Origin of the sequence: Lampropedia cohaerens, from assembly GCF_001005215.1 — a bacterium.
In the GTDB taxonomy this organism is placed as follows: Bacteria; Pseudomonadota; Gammaproteobacteria; order Burkholderiales; family Burkholderiaceae_C; genus Lampropedia; species Lampropedia cohaerens.
Window position 1 is genome coordinate 149,047 of record NZ_LBNQ01000033.1, and the last position, 17,234, is coordinate 166,280.

Consider the following 17,234-nt stretch of genomic DNA (forward strand, 5'->3'; position numbering starts at 1 on the left):
GATGAACCGTCCCCAGCACCAACCTCCGGCGAAACATGCGGGCGTTCCCCGCAGGCGCGGGGATGAACCGCAGCAATGTCATACTGCAGTCGCTGCGCAACGGCGTTCCCCGCAGGCGCGGGGATGAACCGCCCATCCGAATGTTGTGCTTTGTACAACACTAGCGTTCCCCGCAGGCGCGGGGATGAACCGCTCATCGGCTGCCGGTTGCGAGACCCCTCGATGCGTTCCCCGCAGGCGCGGGGATGAACCGTCGCCGCGCATGGCAGCAGTGGGAGCGGGGCGGCGTTCCCCGCAGGCGCGGGGATGAACCGTTTCGAGACGCCGTCTTCATACTTCTCAGGATGCGTTCCCCGCAGGCGCGGGGATGAACCGTGCCAATCGCGCGGGAGCTGATCCGCGAGGCCGCGTTCCCCGCAGGCGCGGGGATGAACCGGGATTCAATCTCGACACTTGGAAACGCGTGCGGCGTTCCCCGCAGGCGCGGGGATGAACCGCGCCTGGACAACGTGCCGGACGTGACCGCACTGCGTTCCCCGCAGGCGCGGGGATGAACCGCGCGCCGACCGTGGGCCGGCGGAATATCAGTTGCGTTCCCCGCAGGCGCGGGGATGAACCGTTTCATCCCCTCGGCCTGCGCGGCGCGCACGCGCGTTCCCCGCAGGCGCGGGGATGAACCGGCGCAATTGCAGCAGCTGCAGCAGCAGGCGCAGCGTTCCCCGCAGGCGCGGGGATGAACCGGTCTGCCATGGCTGCCTTGTCGGCGCCTGCCTGCGTTCCCCGCAGGCGCGGGGATGAACCGGATGTTGGCATCATTGCGGGCCACGCCATAAAGCGTTCCCCGCAGGCGCGGGGATGAACCGGCCACCGGCATCGAGCGCGACCCCGACACATTGCGTTCCCCGCAGGCGCGGGGATGAACCGGAGTGGGCCTTTCTGGTGCAGAAAACCAAGGCGCGTTCCCCGCAGGCGCGGGGATGAACCGTTGCGGTGGCAGTTGACGGCCACCGCCAGGGCGCGTTCCCCGCAGGCGCGGGGATGAACCGGTTCCCGGCGCGTCGTGGACGGCCTCGGCGTAGGCGTTCCCCGCAGGCGCGGGGATGAACCGGCGTGGTGGACCTTGCGAAGGTGATCTCAATCGCGTTCCCCGCAGGCGCGGGGATGAACCGCACTTCATCGATACCGGCTAGGGCTGGAGCAGGCGTTCCCCGCAGGCGCGGGGATGAACCGACGACGCCGATGCGCTGCGACTGGCGGTCAAGGCGTTCCCCGCAGGCGCGGGGATGAACCGCTGCTCTTGCAGGATCGCAACGTCTGCCTGCGGCGTTCCCCGCAGGCGCGGGGATGAACCGGACCTCGATTGCATGTGTGCGTGGGCTTTTCTGCGTTCCCCGCAGGCGCGGGGATGAACCGCGCGCTAACGACACCGAAGCCACTTTCAAGCAGCGTTCCCCGCAGGCGCGGGGATGAACCGGAGGCGTACTGAATCGCCTAGGTGCAGTGCTGCGCGTTCCCCGCAGGCGCGGGGATGAACCGTTGCGGTGGCAGTTGACGGCCACCGCCAGGGCGCGTTCCCCGCAGGCGCGGGGATGAACCGACTGGCGGGATGGTTGAGACATGGGAGACCGTGCGTTCCCCGCAGGCGCGGGGATGAACCGGCATTTACCTCACGTTTGAAGGCGGCCAGGGCGCGTTCCCCGCAGGCGCGGGGATGAACCGGTCACGTTCCCCGTCAAAGGGGAGCTGGCCGAGCGTTCCCCGCAGGCGCGGGGATGAACCGGCGGGCTTCTGGATGGTCGCGCCGGGTGCTGCGCGTTCCCCGCAGGCGCGGGGATGAACCGTTGCGCAAACACGCGCGCGGCCTGCGCAGGCGGCGTTCCCCGCAGGCGCGGGGATGAACCGCCACCAGCGTCTGAACGCATCCAGCGCATCCCGCGTTCCCCGCAGGCGCGGGGATGAACCGCACCCCCGCAGCACCGCCCCGGCCTATAGCCTGCGTTCCCCGCAGGCGCGGGGATGAACCGGCATTTACCTCACTTTTGATGGCGGCCAGGGCGCGTTCCCCGCAGGCGCGGGGATGAACCGCCATGCTAAACGCTCCCACTGTTAGCATCGCTGCGTTCCCCGCAGGCGCGGGGATGAACCGTGTTCGGCGCAGGCTGGAGCGACAACATGACCGCGTTCCCCGCAGGCGCGGGGATGAACCGCCTACGCCGAGGCGACTGACAAACTCACAGAGGCGTTCCCCGCAGGCGCGGGGATGAACCGCCACCAGCGTCTGAACGCATCCAGCGCATCCCGCGTTCCCCGCAGGCGCGGGGATGAACCGTGTTCGGCGCAGGCTGGAGCGACAACATGACCGCGTTCCCCGCAGGCGCGGGGATGAACCGCCCAGGCGCTGCAGCAGCTGGAGACCAACGTCGCGTTCCCCGCAGGCGCGGGGATGAACCGTTTGCGGCTGCTGTCCGGCACCTGCCTGATGAGCGTTCCCCGCAGGCGCGGGGATGAACCGCACCATGCCAGTTTCCTGATGACGGCCAATGCGCGTTCCCCGCAGGCGCGGGGATGAACCGTCGCACTCGCCGGTTATCAGGTCATTGCTCTTGCGTTCCCCGCAGGCGCGGGGATGAACCGAACTCTTCGTCCATGCGCACGCCCCCGACCTCGCGTTCCCCGCAGGCGCGGGGATGAACCGCGGATTCCACGCGGTGTGGACCAATGCCCCTTCGCGTTCCCCGCAGGCGCGGGGATGAACCGGCACCGATAAATTCTCCTTCGTTTACCGGGACGCGTTCCCCGCAGGCGCGGGGATGAACCGCCATCGCATCCCGCAGTGTCATGCCGCCGTAAGCGTTCCCCGCAGGCGCGGGGATGAACCGTCAATGTTGGCAATGCGACCTGCCAGCTTCACGCGTTCCCCGCAGGCGCGGGGATGAACCGTCCGCGTATTCGTCATCCGGTGGCTCAGCATCGCGTTCCCCGCAGGCGCGGGGATGAACCGTCGGCACTGCCAACATACGGAGAACAGGTGGCGCGTTCCCCGCAGGCGCGGGGATGAACCGAAGGCGAGATCTACCGCGAGCCGCAGGCAGCCGCGTTCCCCGCAGGCGCGGGGATGAACCGAGCCAGAGCCCGAGCGCCCGGTCATGCCCACTGCGTTCCCCGCAGGCGCGGGGATGAACCCTGCGCCTCCAGGTTGCTGATGGCCTCGTCGATGCGTTCCCCGCAGGCGCGGGGATGAACCGTCCGATCTTGGTGTTCCGCTGTTGTCATTGCCGCGTTCCCCGCAGGCGCGGGGATGAACCGTAAGAATCTGCCACATGCCATGTACGGGTCTAGCGTTCCCCGCAGGCGCGGGGATGAACCGCAACATTTCGTCGGGTTGCTCAATCCGGTACTGCGTTCCCCGCAGGCGCGGGGATGAACCGTCCGCGTATTCGTCATCCGGTGGCTCAGCATCGCGTTCCCCGCAGGCGCGGGGATGAACCGCGGTTCCTGCTTGGGCTGAACATCGGTAGGCAGCGTTCCCCGCAGGCGCGGGGATGAACCGCCGACCGGATCATTGAATCTCAGACCGTGGAAGCGTTCCCCGCAGGCGCGGGGATGAACCGCCATTGATTCCACTAGAGATTTCACTGTCGACGCGTTCCCCGCAGGCGCGGGGATGAACCGCCTGCCCGCAGTAGCTGTGCAGCTCAATGGCACGCGTTCCCCGCAGGCGCGGGGATGAACCGACAGTAATCACAGCAGCACCTCCTGCGCGGCAGCGTTCCCCGCAGGCGCGGGGATGAACCGTTGACAACTGTTATCGTGTGAGCCTCTCTATCGCGTTCCCCGCAGGCGCGGGGATGAACCGAATGCACCGCCGATCAATGCGGCGCCCAGCACGCGTTCCCCGCAGGCGCGGGGATGAACCGGCCACTTCGATGGCGGCCGCTTCGTTGGGGTCGCGTTCCCCGCAGGCGCGGGGATGAACCGGAATTCACCCTGGAATGGGAAACCACCGACGCCACTGCAGATGATTCCATCGGCGCATTGCGCGAGAACCTGGCCACATTCCAGACTCTGAGCGTATCAGGGGACGGCACGCTCAAGGCAAGCGGCGCTGGAGCGGCAAACCTGATTGAGCTGACCAAGCACGTCGCCAATCCAATCGCAACGGGCGGACAGCCGGTCGTGTGGGTGCGCATGACGTTCCCAGACCTGACGTTCACGTTCTTTGCCATCCTCTCCAACCTGAGCCGCAGCGCGCCATTCGACGACGTAGTGACCTACTCGTTCGAGGCATCTGCCACCGCTTCGGACTACGGCTTGATCGTCGAGGACACCCCGTCCGTTGTCACACCAACGTCTGTGACCGTCACGCCCGCAACGGTGAGCATCACCGAAGGTGCCACGCAAGCCCTCACGGCGACCGTTGGCCCTGCTGGCGCACCGCAGGCGGTAACCTACACCAGCGCGAGTAATGCTGTTGCGACAGTCAGCGCGGCAGGGGTTGTGACGGGCGTTGCTGCAGGAACCACGACGATCACCGTGCGCAGTGCTACGGCGCCAAATGTGACCGCAACTGTGAGCGTAACTGTCACTGAGCCATGATCCTGACGGAGATCGGCGAGATCGGCGTGCACATAGATGGGCAGACGCACATCCTGCGTCCATCCCTCTATGCCATGACGCAGCTGGGCAGCCCGAAGGAAATCGTGGCGCTGTACGCCGCTGTCATGGATGCAGGCCCGCGGCTGATCGACTGCATTGGCGTCATCAATGCCTGCACTGTTGCGGATGTGAGCCGGGCTTTTGGCTGCGTGGTGGACAAGGATGGCAAGCTGGAATACCAGCCAGGACTGGCTCCGGCTGAGGATGTTGTGGCCATCGCCAGATGCCTGCTCAAGCACGGCGTCACTGGCGCACTCAAACAATTGCCAAAGGCCGCCGACGCCGAATACTCCGACGAATTTGACGCCAGAGCGATGGTAGCGGCGGCAATGGCGCACCTTGGGCTGTCCAGCCAAGAGGCGTGGCAGTCGACCATGACCGAGCTAGTGGGTGCGTTCCGGTCGAAATTCCCGCCAGATGCCAAGACCAATCCTGGCTCCCGGGCGCCTACGCTGGAGGAACACGAGCAGACCATGGCGTGGTTTGAGCAGGTGGAGGCTATGCGAGGCGGCAATGTGTGACAATTAGCCTGCAGGTTGTACTTGGAGGCGGGCATGACTGATGATCTCGACATTCGTCGCCATCACTCGCGTATGTCTAAACTGAGGGCCGAAGGTTTAAGGGTAAAGTACATGCACCTATCGGCACTGTCGCCAACCACTCGAAAGTCACACGCAGATAGGCACGGGCAGCTGTTCACAGCAGCCGAGGTTCGTGAGTTCTGGTCAGACCCGGAGAACATCAAAGGCTGCAAGTGCAGTATCACGGAAGTGATGGTCGATGAGCTTGGGAAACCCATCGTCCCAAGCATACAAAAGAGGGCATTGAAAGCCTACGAAACTATGAAGAAGCGAGGGTATGAATGGTCAAAGTGAATCGCGTGTATAAGCTCCTGTCAATTTCATCTCTCGCCTTTCTGCTGGTTTGCCAGATCAATCATGCAAATGCTTCTGTTTCTGATGAGAACAGAGAGAAGTGCGCGGCAGTTTCGGACATTGCCGCCAGCGTGATGGAGCTTCGGCAAATGGGGGCTTTGATGAATGAAGTGCTTGGCGACGGAGGCTCTCCCGTTGAGGAAATACACAACTTGCTCGTTGAAAGAGCGTACAAGATGCCAAGATTCCCTGAATCAATGGTGGACGAGGTTGTACGAGACTTTCAGAATGAAATATTCATGGAGTGCTACTCAGCCAATAGAAAATAAATAGCTCTTTCAATCCGCCATTTGGCGGTTTTTTTTGCCCGCTTATGTGGGTATTGTTGTTTCTGGAGGCTGTAATGTCGGAGCAAGTCGGCGCGATCTACTACACGGTGGAGGCAGACACCGAAAAACTGTTGTCTGGATCTAAGAAAGTCGATGCGTCTTTGGATGACTTGAACAAGACACTTGGCAAGACAGATAAGGCGTCCTCGAAGGCGTCAATGCGCATGCGCGAAACCGCCAAAGCTGCGCGTGAGGTTGCAATTGGCGCGGATCAGGCATCAAAGGCGTGGTCTACCTTTTCCAAAGTGGTTGCGGCATACTTGTCGATGCGTACTCTGTCTTACCTTGCAGAGCTTGCCGATGTGTACGGGCAGAACGCAGATCGGATCCGCAACGCAACGAAAAACACCGAAGATTACGAAAAAGTCCAAGCGAGGCTGCTGCAGACCGCGAACGGAACATATCGGTCACTGGCAGAAGCTCAAGAAGTATTCCTGTCCACAAGCCGAGTGCTGCAAGACCTTGGGTACTCGCTGGACGAGGTCCTAGATATTTCCGACTCTCTGAGTTATGCGTTTGTGCGAGATGCAGCTAGAGCAGATCAGGCCACGAGCGCCATGGATGCCTATTCAAAGGCATTGGCGAAGGGGAAAATCGACGCGGATGCATGGGCATCAATCATTGCTGCGTCAGATTCGATCATCCAAAGCGTTGCAAATGCTACCGGAAGGACGACGCTTGAAATCCAGCGGCTAGGCGCAGAAGGCAAGCTGTCGATTGAGGCTCTGAACGAAGGGCTTCGCCAATCACTGGCGGAAAACAAGGCCGCAGCGGATGCCATGAGCGTGTCCACGCGCGATGCAACAGTGCAGATGCGCAATGCGTTGACGGTCTTTGCAGGCAAGGTGAACGAGGCCAGTGGCGCATCAAACATCTTCACGGAGACAGTTGGTGAGATGGCGCGCACTCTGCAAGACCCGGCGACGATCAATGCTGCAGTGGACATGGCGAATGGCATCGTCACCGCGCTGAATACCATCATCAAGGGGATGCGGAATACCGTCAGGATTGCTAAATGGTTTGGTGAGGAGCTGGCAGCACGTTTGCACGGCGCTGCAATTGGCGATATCGTGCGTCTCGAAGAGGAAGAGCGTGTACTACGCAAACGCCTTAATTCCTGGTACTCATTTGCTTTGGATCGAGAGGAGCTGCAACGCAGGCTGGACAAAAACCTCAGCAATCAAAGAGCGACACGTGAAATAGCTGCTGCCTATGCTCCCAGGAGCTCTGCTGCTCCGTCGACAGTACCCAGTAATCCCACGGCCCCGCGAATCGTATCGGCAGAGGCGCCAGGAAAGCCCAGAAATCCGAAAAATAGCCCGGCAAACAAAGAGCTGCGCGAGACAATCCGATTGCAAGAGCAGCTTGCAAAAGCAGGAGCCAGCTATCTTCTGAATTTGCAAGAGCGTGTCGGAGAAGTTGACAAACTCTCGCACAGTGAGCGCCTGTACTACGACATTGCCGCAGGCACTATGACATTGACAGCCAAAGAGCTTGAACAAGCAAGAGAATTGGCGAGGGTTTTGGATGAGCGGGAGAAATCACGCAAAGCGGAAGCTGATGTTCTCAACATACTGAACGCAGAGCTATCGGCCCAACGCCAACTCATGTCCGAAATAGCAGGCTACGACGCCGATATTGCCGGAATGAGCATGGGCGACCAAGCTAGAGCGGACATGGAAGCGCGCCTGCAACTGCAGCAGCAGTTTGCCCAGCGAATGCAGCAGATCGAGGATCAGCGCAGGCAGGCACTGGCCCAGGCCGACGAATCCGAGCATGAGCGCATCCGCAAGATGTACGACGATGTGCTCAAGATCGAGCAGGACTATCAAGGGAAGTCGCTGGCTGCGTATGACGAATACATCCAGCGCAAGCGTGAGGCAGACACTGACTGGTCAACCGGCGCAAAGAGGGCGTGGGAAAACTACGTCGAGCAATCCCAGAATGCAGCATCACAAGCTGACAACGCAATGTCCAACTGGCTGCAGGGCACGGAAGACGCACTGGTGAATTTTGTGCAGACCGGCAAGCTCAGCTTCAGGGATTTGGCGAACAGCATCATTGCAGATCTAGCGCGTATCGCGGCCAAGCAAATGATTACCGGGCTGATCGGAAACATCTTTGGCAGCTTTGCAGGCGGATGGCAGGCTGCAGGCGTCCAAACATCTGGTGCAGTCACAACGGGAATTGCAGGGGGGAGTATCACCACTACCAACCTCCCTCCGGCTCCAGGTAGAGCAAACGGTGGGCCTGTGGGGGCCAACAAGTTGTACCGCGTCAATGAGAGGGGTCAGCCGGAGGTGTTGAACGTATCAGGGAGGCAGTACCTGCTGATGGGTAATCAGTCTGGCAATGTGACTGCGATGGGCCGTGGGTCGTCTGGCGGTGGTGGTGGATGGTCTGGCGCTAGCGATGTGCGGGTAGTCATCGAGAACATGGGCCAGCCGCTGCAAGCCACCAGCGCCAGGTTGGAAACAGACGGGATGGGGCAGGTGCTGCGCGTGGTGGTCGAGCAGGCCACGCAACGCGCAGTCGCTGCCGTGACCAACTCCATTGCGTCGGGCCAGGGCGGACCGCACCAGGCGCTCAACAGCCGCTATGCGATGCAGCCGCGCAGATAGTCAAATACGTTGCTGGATCGCCTTTTCAGCCGCCTGCGCGAGAAACGCAGAGCGGGACTGGCCCAACTCGCGCGCAGTTGCATCAATGCGAGCCACGAGATTCTCGGGCAGGCTGATGTTGAGACGCACCGCACGAGAACGGATCTTGCTGGGGTCGAGATCAACGAGTAGCCAAAACCCGCCCTGGTAGTCGGGGGCATTGCGCCAACGCTCGGGTGACGACGGCGCGGGAATAGGGTCGTCATCTGCTCCGAAGTGCGCCTCGAATGCCTCTTGGGCGGCACGGGGTAGATCATCGAGCGTATCCGCTGCAGCAAAGCAGCCGGGGATGTCGGGGAAGATCGCGCCGTAGGCGCTCTCCTGATCTTTATGAACGTAAACGGGGTAGAGCATATCGCCTCCTTTAAAAAGGCCCCGCCTTAGCGGAGGCCTGCTTGTTTGAGAATGCTGCGGACTGTTTGCAATGGCAAATCCTTTTTGGGATGGGGCACTGTGACCTTGCCGGGCTTGGTTGGGTGCTTGAACTGATGGTGTGAGCCAACAGTGTGGACGAGATACCAACCGTCCGCCTTGATTTGTTTGATGAGTGCCTTGCTGTCCATGTGTGTAATTATACACACTACACAAGAATACACAATAGATTATTTGTTCGCTGACTGAAAAAGTTTCGGTTTTCACCAAGCCTCGGCCTTTCGCCGGGGCTTCTTTGTTTGTGAGCTATGGCAACCCTCCCTGATTACGTGACTGTGCTGCTCGCCGGGTTTGGCGACCGCATTGACCCGTCTGTGCAGCGCACGGAAATGGCGCGCGGCCCGGCCAAGCAAACGCTGCTCAACAGCCAAGTGCGCCACGAACTTCAGGCCACGCTTTTCTTCCGCACGCGCGATGACGCCAATGCGTTTGAGGACTGGTATCTCAACGATATCAAGCGCATCGGCTATTTCGGCTGGGTGTACCCGCGCACGGGGCAGACCGTTCAAGCGCGATTTGTCGGCGGTGACATTGGCACGCTGGTGCCGCACGTGGGGCGGTTTTTCATGAGCCAGCGCGACGTGACGATGGAGTTCTACGCATGACGCTATCGACGACATTCCGCGCCAACCGCCAGCGCGTTACCGACACGTCCGGCGTGCTTGTGCTCGTCGAGATCACGCACCCGCAGTTTTCGGAGCCGCTGCGGCTGGCCAATGACACGCAAAACTGGGTCAGCCGCGGCATTACGTACGTCGGCTACCCGTTCGAGGTCCAGTTGCCCAACGATGCGCAGGGCGAGACGCCACAGGCCCGCATCGTCATCGACAACCTTGGCGGCGACATGCTCGCCGAGTTGGAGTCGTGGCAGCCCGGTGAGCCCATCATGTGCAAGCTCATCGTGACCGACCGCTCATCCCCAGACGTGCACGAGATCACGATCACGGAGCCGCTCAACGTCGTCAGTGCAGACGCAGCAACCGTGACCTGCTCGATCGGCCTCGACTACCTGCTGCGCCGCTCTGCCGTGCTGCTGCGGCATGACCCAGCCACCTCGCCGGGGATATTCGCATGAGTGTGGACATCCGCAAACTCGATGCGCTGGTGGGCCGCGCCCATGGCCCGCAGTACGACTGCGCCGACCTTGCCATGGATGCCGCACGCGAGCTGTTTGGCCGCGAGATTGTGCTGCCATCGGCCCGCCCGCGCCCGCAGGGCACGCGCAGCCAGGCCACGGCGCTGCTGCGCGCCATGGGCGAGCTGGCCCGGCCTGTAGCCGAGCCGCAGGACGGCGACCTGGTGCTGATGGCCCTCAAGGGCTGCGAGATCGCTGGGCATGTGGGCACATGGCTGCACGTCAATTACTCGCCGCATGTGCTGCACACATCGCTGGCCATGGGATATGCCGGGCTGACCCGGCTTGATGAATTGCCGCGCTACGGCATCCGTGTTGAGGGGTTTTACCGATGGATCGACTGACAGCAACCGTGGGCGGGCAACCGGCTGACGTGCTCGATGCTGCCGGGCGCCTGGTCATCACGCCGCACGCGCTGACGCTGGAGGGGCAGACCAACGTCCCCGCTGATCTGCTGCCGGGCGAGAGCCTGCACGCCTTCCTGCGCCGTCACGTTGACAGCATCGACTCTGGCGCATGGTCCGTCTACATCGGCGGCGTGCAGATTCCGCGCGAGATGTGGGTGCGGGTGTATCCCAAGCACGGCACGCTGATCGCCGTACGCGCCGTGGTGCAGCGGCAAGTGCTGCAGCTCGTTGCTATCGCGGCGTTGAGCTATTTCACGTTCGGAGCCGGGTCTATCGGATCATCGCTGATCGGGATCAATGGCGCGGCGGCGTTGGGCGCAACCGGCACTGCGCTGGCAGTTGGCGCGATCAACGGTGCGCTGTTCCTCGGCGGCGCCATGCTCATCAACAAGGTCCTTGGACCGAAGTTGCCAGGCCCTGCCGGTGCCGCTGAGCAAGAGCGTTCCCCGCAGGCGCGGGGATGAACCGAAGGGCGCGACGGTCGAGGGCGTGCTGGAGGAGCGTTCCCCGCAGGCGCGGGGATGAACCGCCTTCGCTCATCCTCACCACTCCCGCATAGCTGCGTTCCCCGCAGGCGCGGGGATGAACCGACGTGCGCTGCGGCCAGCGAGAGCCGGCGGGCGCGTTCCCCGCAGGCGCGGGGATGAACCGTGCAGGGGAGCGGAGCGACACGATTGCAGCCCGCGTTCCCCGCAGGCGCGGGGATGAACCGCCGGTATTGGTTGTTGAGCACCTTCAACCAGGGCGTTCCCCGCAGGCGCGGGGATGAACCGCGCTGGGCTGACGCGCAGGAGGCAGCGTAATGGCGTTCCCCGCAGGCGCGGGGATGAACCGGTAGCAACCCATGCTGACCTACACCGGCATCAGCGTTCCCCGCAGGCGCGGGGATGAACCGACTACCTGCGCCACAAGTTCGCGCGGTTCGATGCGTTCCCCGCAGGCGCGGGGATGAACCGGACGTGCTGGTCGAGCGCGCTGAAAACCTGCAGCGTTCCCCGCAGGCGCGGGGATGAACCGGAGATGTCGATCAGCCAGCGCGAGCAGGTGCGGCGTTCCCCGCAGGCGCGGGGATGAACCGGGCCGCAGCTGGCAGGCCCCGCGCCAGGCGTGGCGTTCCCCGCAGGCGCGGGGATGAACCGCATCCAGCACCGCAATTGCAGCGGATGCGCTCGCGTTCCCCGCAGGCGCGGGGATGAACCGAACCCAGCACATGAAAGGAACGCACCCATGTCCGCGTTCCCCGCAGGCGCGGGGATGAACCGCCTATGGCGGCCGCCGCAAGGACAAGCGCATGGCGTTCCCCGCAGGCGCGGGGATGAACCGCCTCCGTGCAGGTGCCAGAGCCAGATGCAGAGGCGTTCCCCGCAGGCGCGGGGATGAACCGCCATATCGCAATGGCCTGATGTACTGCCGCCTGCGTTCCCCGCAGGCGCGGGGATGAACCGCCCAGGCGCTGCAGCAGCTGGAGACCAACGTCGCGTTCCCCGCAGGCGCGGGGATGAACCGCCTCCGTGCAGGTGCCAGAGCCAGATGCAGAGGCGTTCCCCGCAGGCGCGGGGATGAACCGCTGGTGCGCCAATAGCGGGCACCGTGCCATCAGCGTTCCCCGCAGGCGCGGGGATGAACCGTGATTGGCGCGAGCGCGTCCCAAACGGCTGCCGCGTTCCCCGCAGGCGCGGGGATGAACCGCGTTCACGGTGATGCTTAGCCGCAATCCGCAGGCGTTCCCCGCAGGCGCGGGGATGAACCGCGCCTCGATGTTGTTGTAGCTGGGAGCTGCGCGCGTTCCCCGCAGGCGCGGGGATGAACCGTCATTGATTTTAAATGCATGTGCAGGGCGTGCGCGTTCCCCGCAGGCGCGGGGATGAACCGCCTATGGCGGCCGCCGCAAGGACAAGCGCATGGCGTTCCCCGCAGGCGCGGGGATGAACCGACCAGACGCGAAGGCCAGCTGGAGAAGGAGTTCGCGTTCCCCGCAGGCGCGGGGATGAACCGCGATGAATACCTGTTGCGGGACTACTACCCCGGCGTTCCCCGCAGGCGCGGGGATGAACCGTTCAACCAACCGCGTGCCGGTGCGCGGCACTTGCGTTCCCCGCAGGCGCGGGGATGAACCGACCTTCTGCATTGATGCTCAACGGTGCCAGTAGCGTTCCCCGCAGGCGCGGGGATGAACCGCCGGATCACGCCGCTTTCTGCCAGCGTTTCGAGCGTTCCCCGCAGGCGCGGGGATGAACCGGCAACGCATGAATCCAGCGCGTCGTAGAGGTCGCGTTCCCCGCAGGCGCGGGGATGAACCGAGCGCGTACACATCGGCTTCCACGGTGCGCGCGCGTTCCCCGCAGGCGCGGGGATGAACCGTTTGCCGCTTCTTCCTCTCTGGACCATTGGTGGCGTTCCCCGCAGGCGCGGGGATGAACCGGCAACGCATGAATCCAGCGCGTCGTAGAGGTCGCGTTCCCCGCAGGCGCGGGGATGAACCGAGCGCGTACACATCGGCTTCCACGGTGCGCGCGCGTTCCCCGCAGGCGCGGGGATGAACCGTTTGCCGCTTCTTCCTCTCTGGACCATTGGTGGCGTTCCCCGCAGGCGCGGGGATGAACCGACATCGGCGGCGGTCAGTTTTTTCCGGCGTTGGCGTTCCCCGCAGGCGCGGGGATGAACCGATCGACTTTGCACCGACGAACCGCCAAGAGGGGCGTTCCCCGCAGGCGCGGGGATGAACCGGCCGGATGGTATCGGCTGTGGTACATCCCGCCGCGTTCCCCGCAGGCGCGGGGATGAACCGGTAGTTCTCAGGCGCGCCGGTCACGACCTGATGCGTTCCCCGCAGGCGCGGGGATGAACCGCCACCGCTTGGGTGGCTGTGTTGCTGGCGCGCGCGTTCCCCGCAGGCGCGGGGATGAACCGTACAGCGGCGAGACGCGCTACAGCGAGGGCGAGCGTTCCCCGCAGGCGCGGGGATGAACCGCGCTCATTGCCAGGATCAAATCGGCTCACCGGGGCGTTCCCCGCAGGCGCGGGGATGAACCGTACCGGACTCTCACCGTTTGCAGGTGGGCAAATGCGTTCCCCGCAGGCGCGGGGATGAACCGTCCGTGCTTCTGCGCGAGCTTGCGATGACCGCGCGTTCCCCGCAGGCGCGGGGATGAACCGCGCTCGCCGGTAACCTCAATGCGGTCAACGCCGCGTTCCCCGCAGGCGCGGGGATGAACCGTTTGCGCTGCATTTCGAGGGCCGGTATCAGCGGCGTTCCCCGCAGGCGCGGGGATGAACCGGTCACGGCTGGATGGTTTAGGGCTTTGCCACAGCGTTCCCCGCAGGCGCGGGGATGAACCGAGAGCGCGGCATAACTATCGATGAGTTGATGAGCGTTCCCCGCAGGCGCGGGGATGAACCGAAACACCGCCCATCGAGACGCATCATCGTCACGCGTTCCCCGCAGGCGCGGGGATGAACCGGCCTTGATTACACCCTCCCGTCATACCGCGTAGCGTTCCCCGCAGGCGCGGGGATGAACCGAGCTTTACCGACTCAAGGGATGGCCGTGGAACGCGTTCCCCGCAGGCGCGGGGATGAACCGGGGTTAGCGCTCATGTGCTAACCCCTTTTGTCGCGTTCCCCGCAGGCGCGGGGATGAACCGGCATGCTTGTAGCTTTAGGCCGTGCTGCCAAAGCGTTCCCCGCAGGCGCGGGGATGAACCAGTCGTGGCGCTGTTCGCCGCTGTCATGGACGCAGCGTTCCCCGCAGGCGCGGGGATGAACCGCCGACCGCGATATTCCCAAGCTGCTGGCGCTGGCGTTCCCCGCAGGCGCGGGGATGAACCGATCGCAATATCTGCATCCCGGCCCCGCAGCTCGCGTTCCCCGCAGGCGCGGGGATGAACCGAACCGAGTAAGCGCCTGGCCGGTGTCCATGACGCGTTCCCCGCAGGCGCGGGGATGAACCGTTCGCTCTGTAGTGGTAGGGCGCAAAAAAGCCGCGTTCCCCGCAGGCGCGGGGATGAACCGCTGACACCACGCGAGGCCGAGGAAATGGACGCGCGTTCCCCGCAGGCGCGGGGATGAACCAGAGGCAGTGGGAGCGTGAGAACCCTATTGCCAGCGTTCCCCGCAGGCGCGGGGATGAACCGCGTATCAAGATGTCCATCTTCCCGGCAGACACCGCGTTCCCCGCAGGCGCGGGGATGAACCGCACAGATCCAATGGCGCAAACTGACGCCCAAAAGCGTTCCCCGCAGGCGCGGGGATGAACCGCCGCTTGGCAGAGCGGCTTGACGTTCATCCAGGCGTTCCCCGCAGGCGCGGGGATGAACCGGACTGGCCTGCAGCGTTCGCAAATTCGGTCAAGCGTTCCCCGCAGGCGCGGGGATGAACCGCCCCAGTCGATACCGAAGTACGGGCCATTCCAGCGTTCCCCGCAGGCGCGGGGATGAACCGTAGACGTTTCCAGCTCTCGATATCCCACTTCCGCGTTCCCCGCAGGCGCGGGGATGAACCGTCATCCTCCACAACCGCCAGCAGGCGAAGCAGGCGTTCCCCGCAGGCGCGGGGATGAACCGCCAGGAGGCGCAGGACGAAGGCCGACGAGGACGCGTTCCCCGCAGGCGCGGGGATGAACCGATGGAGGAGCAGACGTGGCACCCGTTTTACGAGCGTTCCCCGCAGGCGCGGGGATGAACCGGCTGCTTCACCACGAACACCCTTGGAGGATGCGCGTTCCCCGCAGGCGCGGGGATGAACCGCGCGTTGTGCAGGGCGTTGAGGTCTTCTCCAAGCGTTCCCCGCAGGCGCGGGGATGAACCGGCGCGTGTCACGAGGGCGTGGAGCTCCTCGTGGCGTTCCCCGCAGGCGCGGGGATGAACCGCGCACGCAGGAAATCGTTGATGCTCTGCCCACGCGTTCCCCGCAGGCGCGGGGATGAACCGCAGATGCAAAGCCTGCTGTCTGACCGGCTGGACGCGTTCCCCGCAGGCGCGGGGATGAACCGACCGGAGCACGTATTGCATTGCCGCTGGCACTGCGTTCCCCGCAGGCGCGGGGATGAACCGATGGGGCACAGCCCCATCACAACCGGACCGGCGCGTTCCCCGCAGGCGCGGGGATGAACCGCTCACCCGCCATGGCGTGGACGTGGCCGAATAGCGTTCCCCGCAGGCGCGGGGATGAACCGCCGTAAAACCCGATCACAACCATGACACAGCTGCGTTCCCCGCAGGCGCGGGGATGAACCGCATTGACGGGCATTGTGCAGGCTGAGCTGTTCGCGTTCCCCGCAGGCGCGGGGATGAACCGTCGTGGTTTTTTGCACCTTGCGAAAATCCGCGGCGTTCCCCGCAGGCGCGGGGATGAACCGGCCACAGGATTTTTTCCTGCGCGCTCTTGCGCGCGTTCCCCGCAGGCGCGGGGATGAACGCCGAGCGCCGCACCGCCCGCCCGCGCACCGGCGGAGCGTTCCCCGCAGGCGCGGGGATGAACCGCACGCCCAGGTGCGGTCGGCGTGGCCGCTGCTGCGTTCCCCGCAGGCGCGGGGATGAACCGGCAGCCAAACCCGCTTCGGCGGGTTTTTTCATGCGTTCCCCGCAGGCGCGGGGATGAACCGCCCGGGCGTGAGCCGGTAATCAGCTGCGCGAAGCGTTCCCCGCAGGCGCGGGGATGAACCGCGCGGGGACAGGTATGGGCCTGATGCCGTGTGGCGTTCCCCGCAGGCGCGGGGATGAACCGCGCGCCAACAATCTGCCGCAGTGGATCGAGCAGCGTTCCCCGCAGGCGCGGGGATGAACCGGTACGCAAGCGTGGCCGTGAGCGTTACCTGCCATTGCTGGCAGAGGCCCTGCAAGACCCTGACGAAATCTGGGTACGCATTGAATGGATTGAATCCGCCGCGCGTGCAGAAGTGCGCAGGCGCTATGTGGCGCGTTACATCATTGATGGGGAAGATGCGCCGGTGTTGCTGGTGTTTGAGCGTGGCCCCAGCGGCTGGGTGGGTGTGACCGCCTTCAGGGCAGCTGATCAGTCGCCGGATAGCTGGCGCGTGGGCGTGCGCCTGTACCGCAGAGCAAGCGAAGAGTAGACAAACGAAGACCCCGCACGGCGCCACATGCGGGGTCATTCCGGGTGTAGGGTCGGTGGACCTGGCGCGGCCTTCTCACCCGATGAACTGTGGCAATTTTGACATCGCAAAGGGCAAACCGCAATGGCAGGCAGCAACATCCAGCTCAAGGCCGGCATCGTCATCGACGACCGCGAGGCGCGCGAGGCCCTGCAGCGCCTGGCCATTGAAGGCCAGACCGCACCGCTGATGCGCCAGCTGGGCGAGGCATTCCAGGAAAGTACGGAACGGCGATTCAGAAGCCAGACCGGCCCGCGTTCCCCGCAGGCGCGGGGATGAACCGCACCTCGGGTTGTTGTGTGTCTGTCATGCTGGGCGTTCCCCGCAGGCGCGGAGATGAATCGTTCAGCGGCGACCCGGTCAGTTACGACAGTGTGTGGCTGCAAAGGTTGTCTGTGCCCGTCACGCTGTCGGTCTCGCTGCCATTGCGCGGCGCGGCGGCAGGCTTTAGGTCGGTTTAACTGGGGCGCGAGTCACAGGCCTCCCCAGGGGGTATATCGTCTGTCCCGTTGATAGCAAGCCGTCATGGATGCGATGTTGGGCGCATACGCGTGTGCCTCGGACGCCG

11 protein-coding genes, 1 pseudogene and 2 CRISPR repeat arrays (1 of these 14 running past the window's edge) are annotated in these 17,234 nt (G+C 64.1%); of the genes and pseudogenes, 10 read left to right on the forward strand and 2 right to left on the reverse strand.

Annotated elements, in window-relative coordinates; genetic code table 11:
- A CRISPR array of direct repeats spans positions 1 to 3,978; the repeat unit is 29 nt; unit sequence GCGTTCCCCGCAGGCGCGGGGATGAACCG; it begins 143 nt to the left of the window's first position.
- Positions 3,979 to 4,035: 57 nt separating this feature from the next.
- From AAV94_RS14710 to AAV94_RS11150, 5 genes are all read left to right on the forward strand, one after another.
- Positions 4,036 to 4,596, forward strand: coding sequence for a phage tail protein (locus AAV94_RS14710; protein ID WP_197408062.1), 561 nt, complete (start codon positions 4,036 to 4,038; stop codon positions 4,594 to 4,596).
- A complete protein-coding gene (locus AAV94_RS11135; RefSeq protein WP_046742312.1) occupies positions 4,593 to 5,177 on the forward strand; it encodes a DUF6246 family protein in 585 nt (194 codons plus the stop codon). Before AAV94_RS14710 ends, AAV94_RS11135 begins: the two co-directional genes overlap by 4 nt.
- A gap of 33 nt (positions 5,178 to 5,210) precedes the next feature.
- Positions 5,211 to 5,531, forward strand: coding sequence for a hypothetical protein (locus tag AAV94_RS11140; RefSeq protein WP_156454416.1), 321 nt, complete (start codon positions 5,211 to 5,213; stop codon positions 5,529 to 5,531).
- Entirely contained in the window at positions 5,519 to 5,860 is a 342-nt protein-coding gene (locus AAV94_RS11145) for a hypothetical protein (protein WP_046742314.1), read from the forward strand. The genes AAV94_RS11140 and AAV94_RS11145 overlap by 13 nt, the downstream gene beginning before the upstream one ends.
- A 74-nt stretch (positions 5,861 to 5,934) precedes the next feature.
- Entirely contained in the window at positions 5,935 to 8,541 is a 2,607-nt protein-coding gene (locus AAV94_RS11150; RefSeq protein ID WP_197408063.1) for a tape measure protein, read from the forward strand.
- On the opposite strand, the gene AAV94_RS11155 is transcribed toward AAV94_RS11150, so the two are convergent.
- Both AAV94_RS11155 and AAV94_RS11160 read right to left on the reverse strand, forming a co-directional pair.
- Complete coding sequence (locus AAV94_RS11155) at positions 8,542 to 8,934, reverse strand: type II toxin-antitoxin system HicB family antitoxin (protein WP_046742316.1); 393 nt, start codon at positions 8,932 to 8,934, stop codon at positions 8,542 to 8,544.
- Positions 8,935 to 8,960: 26 nt separating this feature from the next.
- Complete coding sequence (locus tag AAV94_RS11160; protein ID WP_046742317.1) at positions 8,961 to 9,143, reverse strand: type II toxin-antitoxin system HicA family toxin; 183 nt, start codon at positions 9,141 to 9,143, stop codon at positions 8,961 to 8,963.
- A gap of 117 nt (positions 9,144 to 9,260) precedes the next feature.
- Here AAV94_RS11160 and AAV94_RS11165 point away from each other — a divergent pair, with 117 nt between their 5' ends.
- The 5 genes and pseudogenes from AAV94_RS11165 to AAV94_RS11185 all read left to right on the forward strand — a co-directional run bounded on the left by AAV94_RS11165 (position 9,261) and on the right by AAV94_RS11185 (position 16,945).
- On the forward strand, positions 9,261 to 9,617 hold the full coding sequence (locus AAV94_RS11165; RefSeq protein WP_046742318.1) for a hypothetical protein: 357 nt from the start codon (positions 9,261 to 9,263) through the stop codon (positions 9,615 to 9,617).
- Entirely contained in the window at positions 9,614 to 10,087 is a 474-nt protein-coding gene (locus AAV94_RS11170) for a DUF1833 family protein (protein ID WP_046742319.1), read from the forward strand. The genes AAV94_RS11165 and AAV94_RS11170 overlap by 4 nt, the downstream gene beginning before the upstream one ends.
- Positions 10,084 to 10,491 (forward strand): hypothetical protein, encoded by a 408-nt coding sequence (locus AAV94_RS11175; RefSeq protein ID WP_046742320.1) that lies wholly within the window; start codon positions 10,084 to 10,086, stop codon positions 10,489 to 10,491. The genes AAV94_RS11170 and AAV94_RS11175 overlap by 4 nt, the downstream gene beginning before the upstream one ends.
- 502 nt (positions 10,492 to 10,993) lie before the next feature.
- Positions 10,994 to 16,339: a CRISPR direct-repeat array (repeat unit 29 nt; unit sequence GCGTTCCCCGCAGGCGCGGGGATGAACCG).
- A gap of 3 nt (positions 16,340 to 16,342) precedes the next feature.
- Positions 16,343 to 16,627, forward strand: a pseudogene (locus tag AAV94_RS14925) (PBECR2 nuclease fold domain-containing protein); the annotation flags it as partial.
- A gap of 123 nt (positions 16,628 to 16,750) precedes the next feature.
- The gene (locus tag AAV94_RS11185; protein ID WP_046742322.1) at positions 16,751 to 16,945 is read left to right on the forward strand and encodes a phage virion morphogenesis protein; all 195 of its coding nucleotides are present in this window, start codon (positions 16,751 to 16,753) and stop codon (positions 16,943 to 16,945) included.
- Positions 16,946 to 17,234 lie beyond the last annotated feature (289 nt).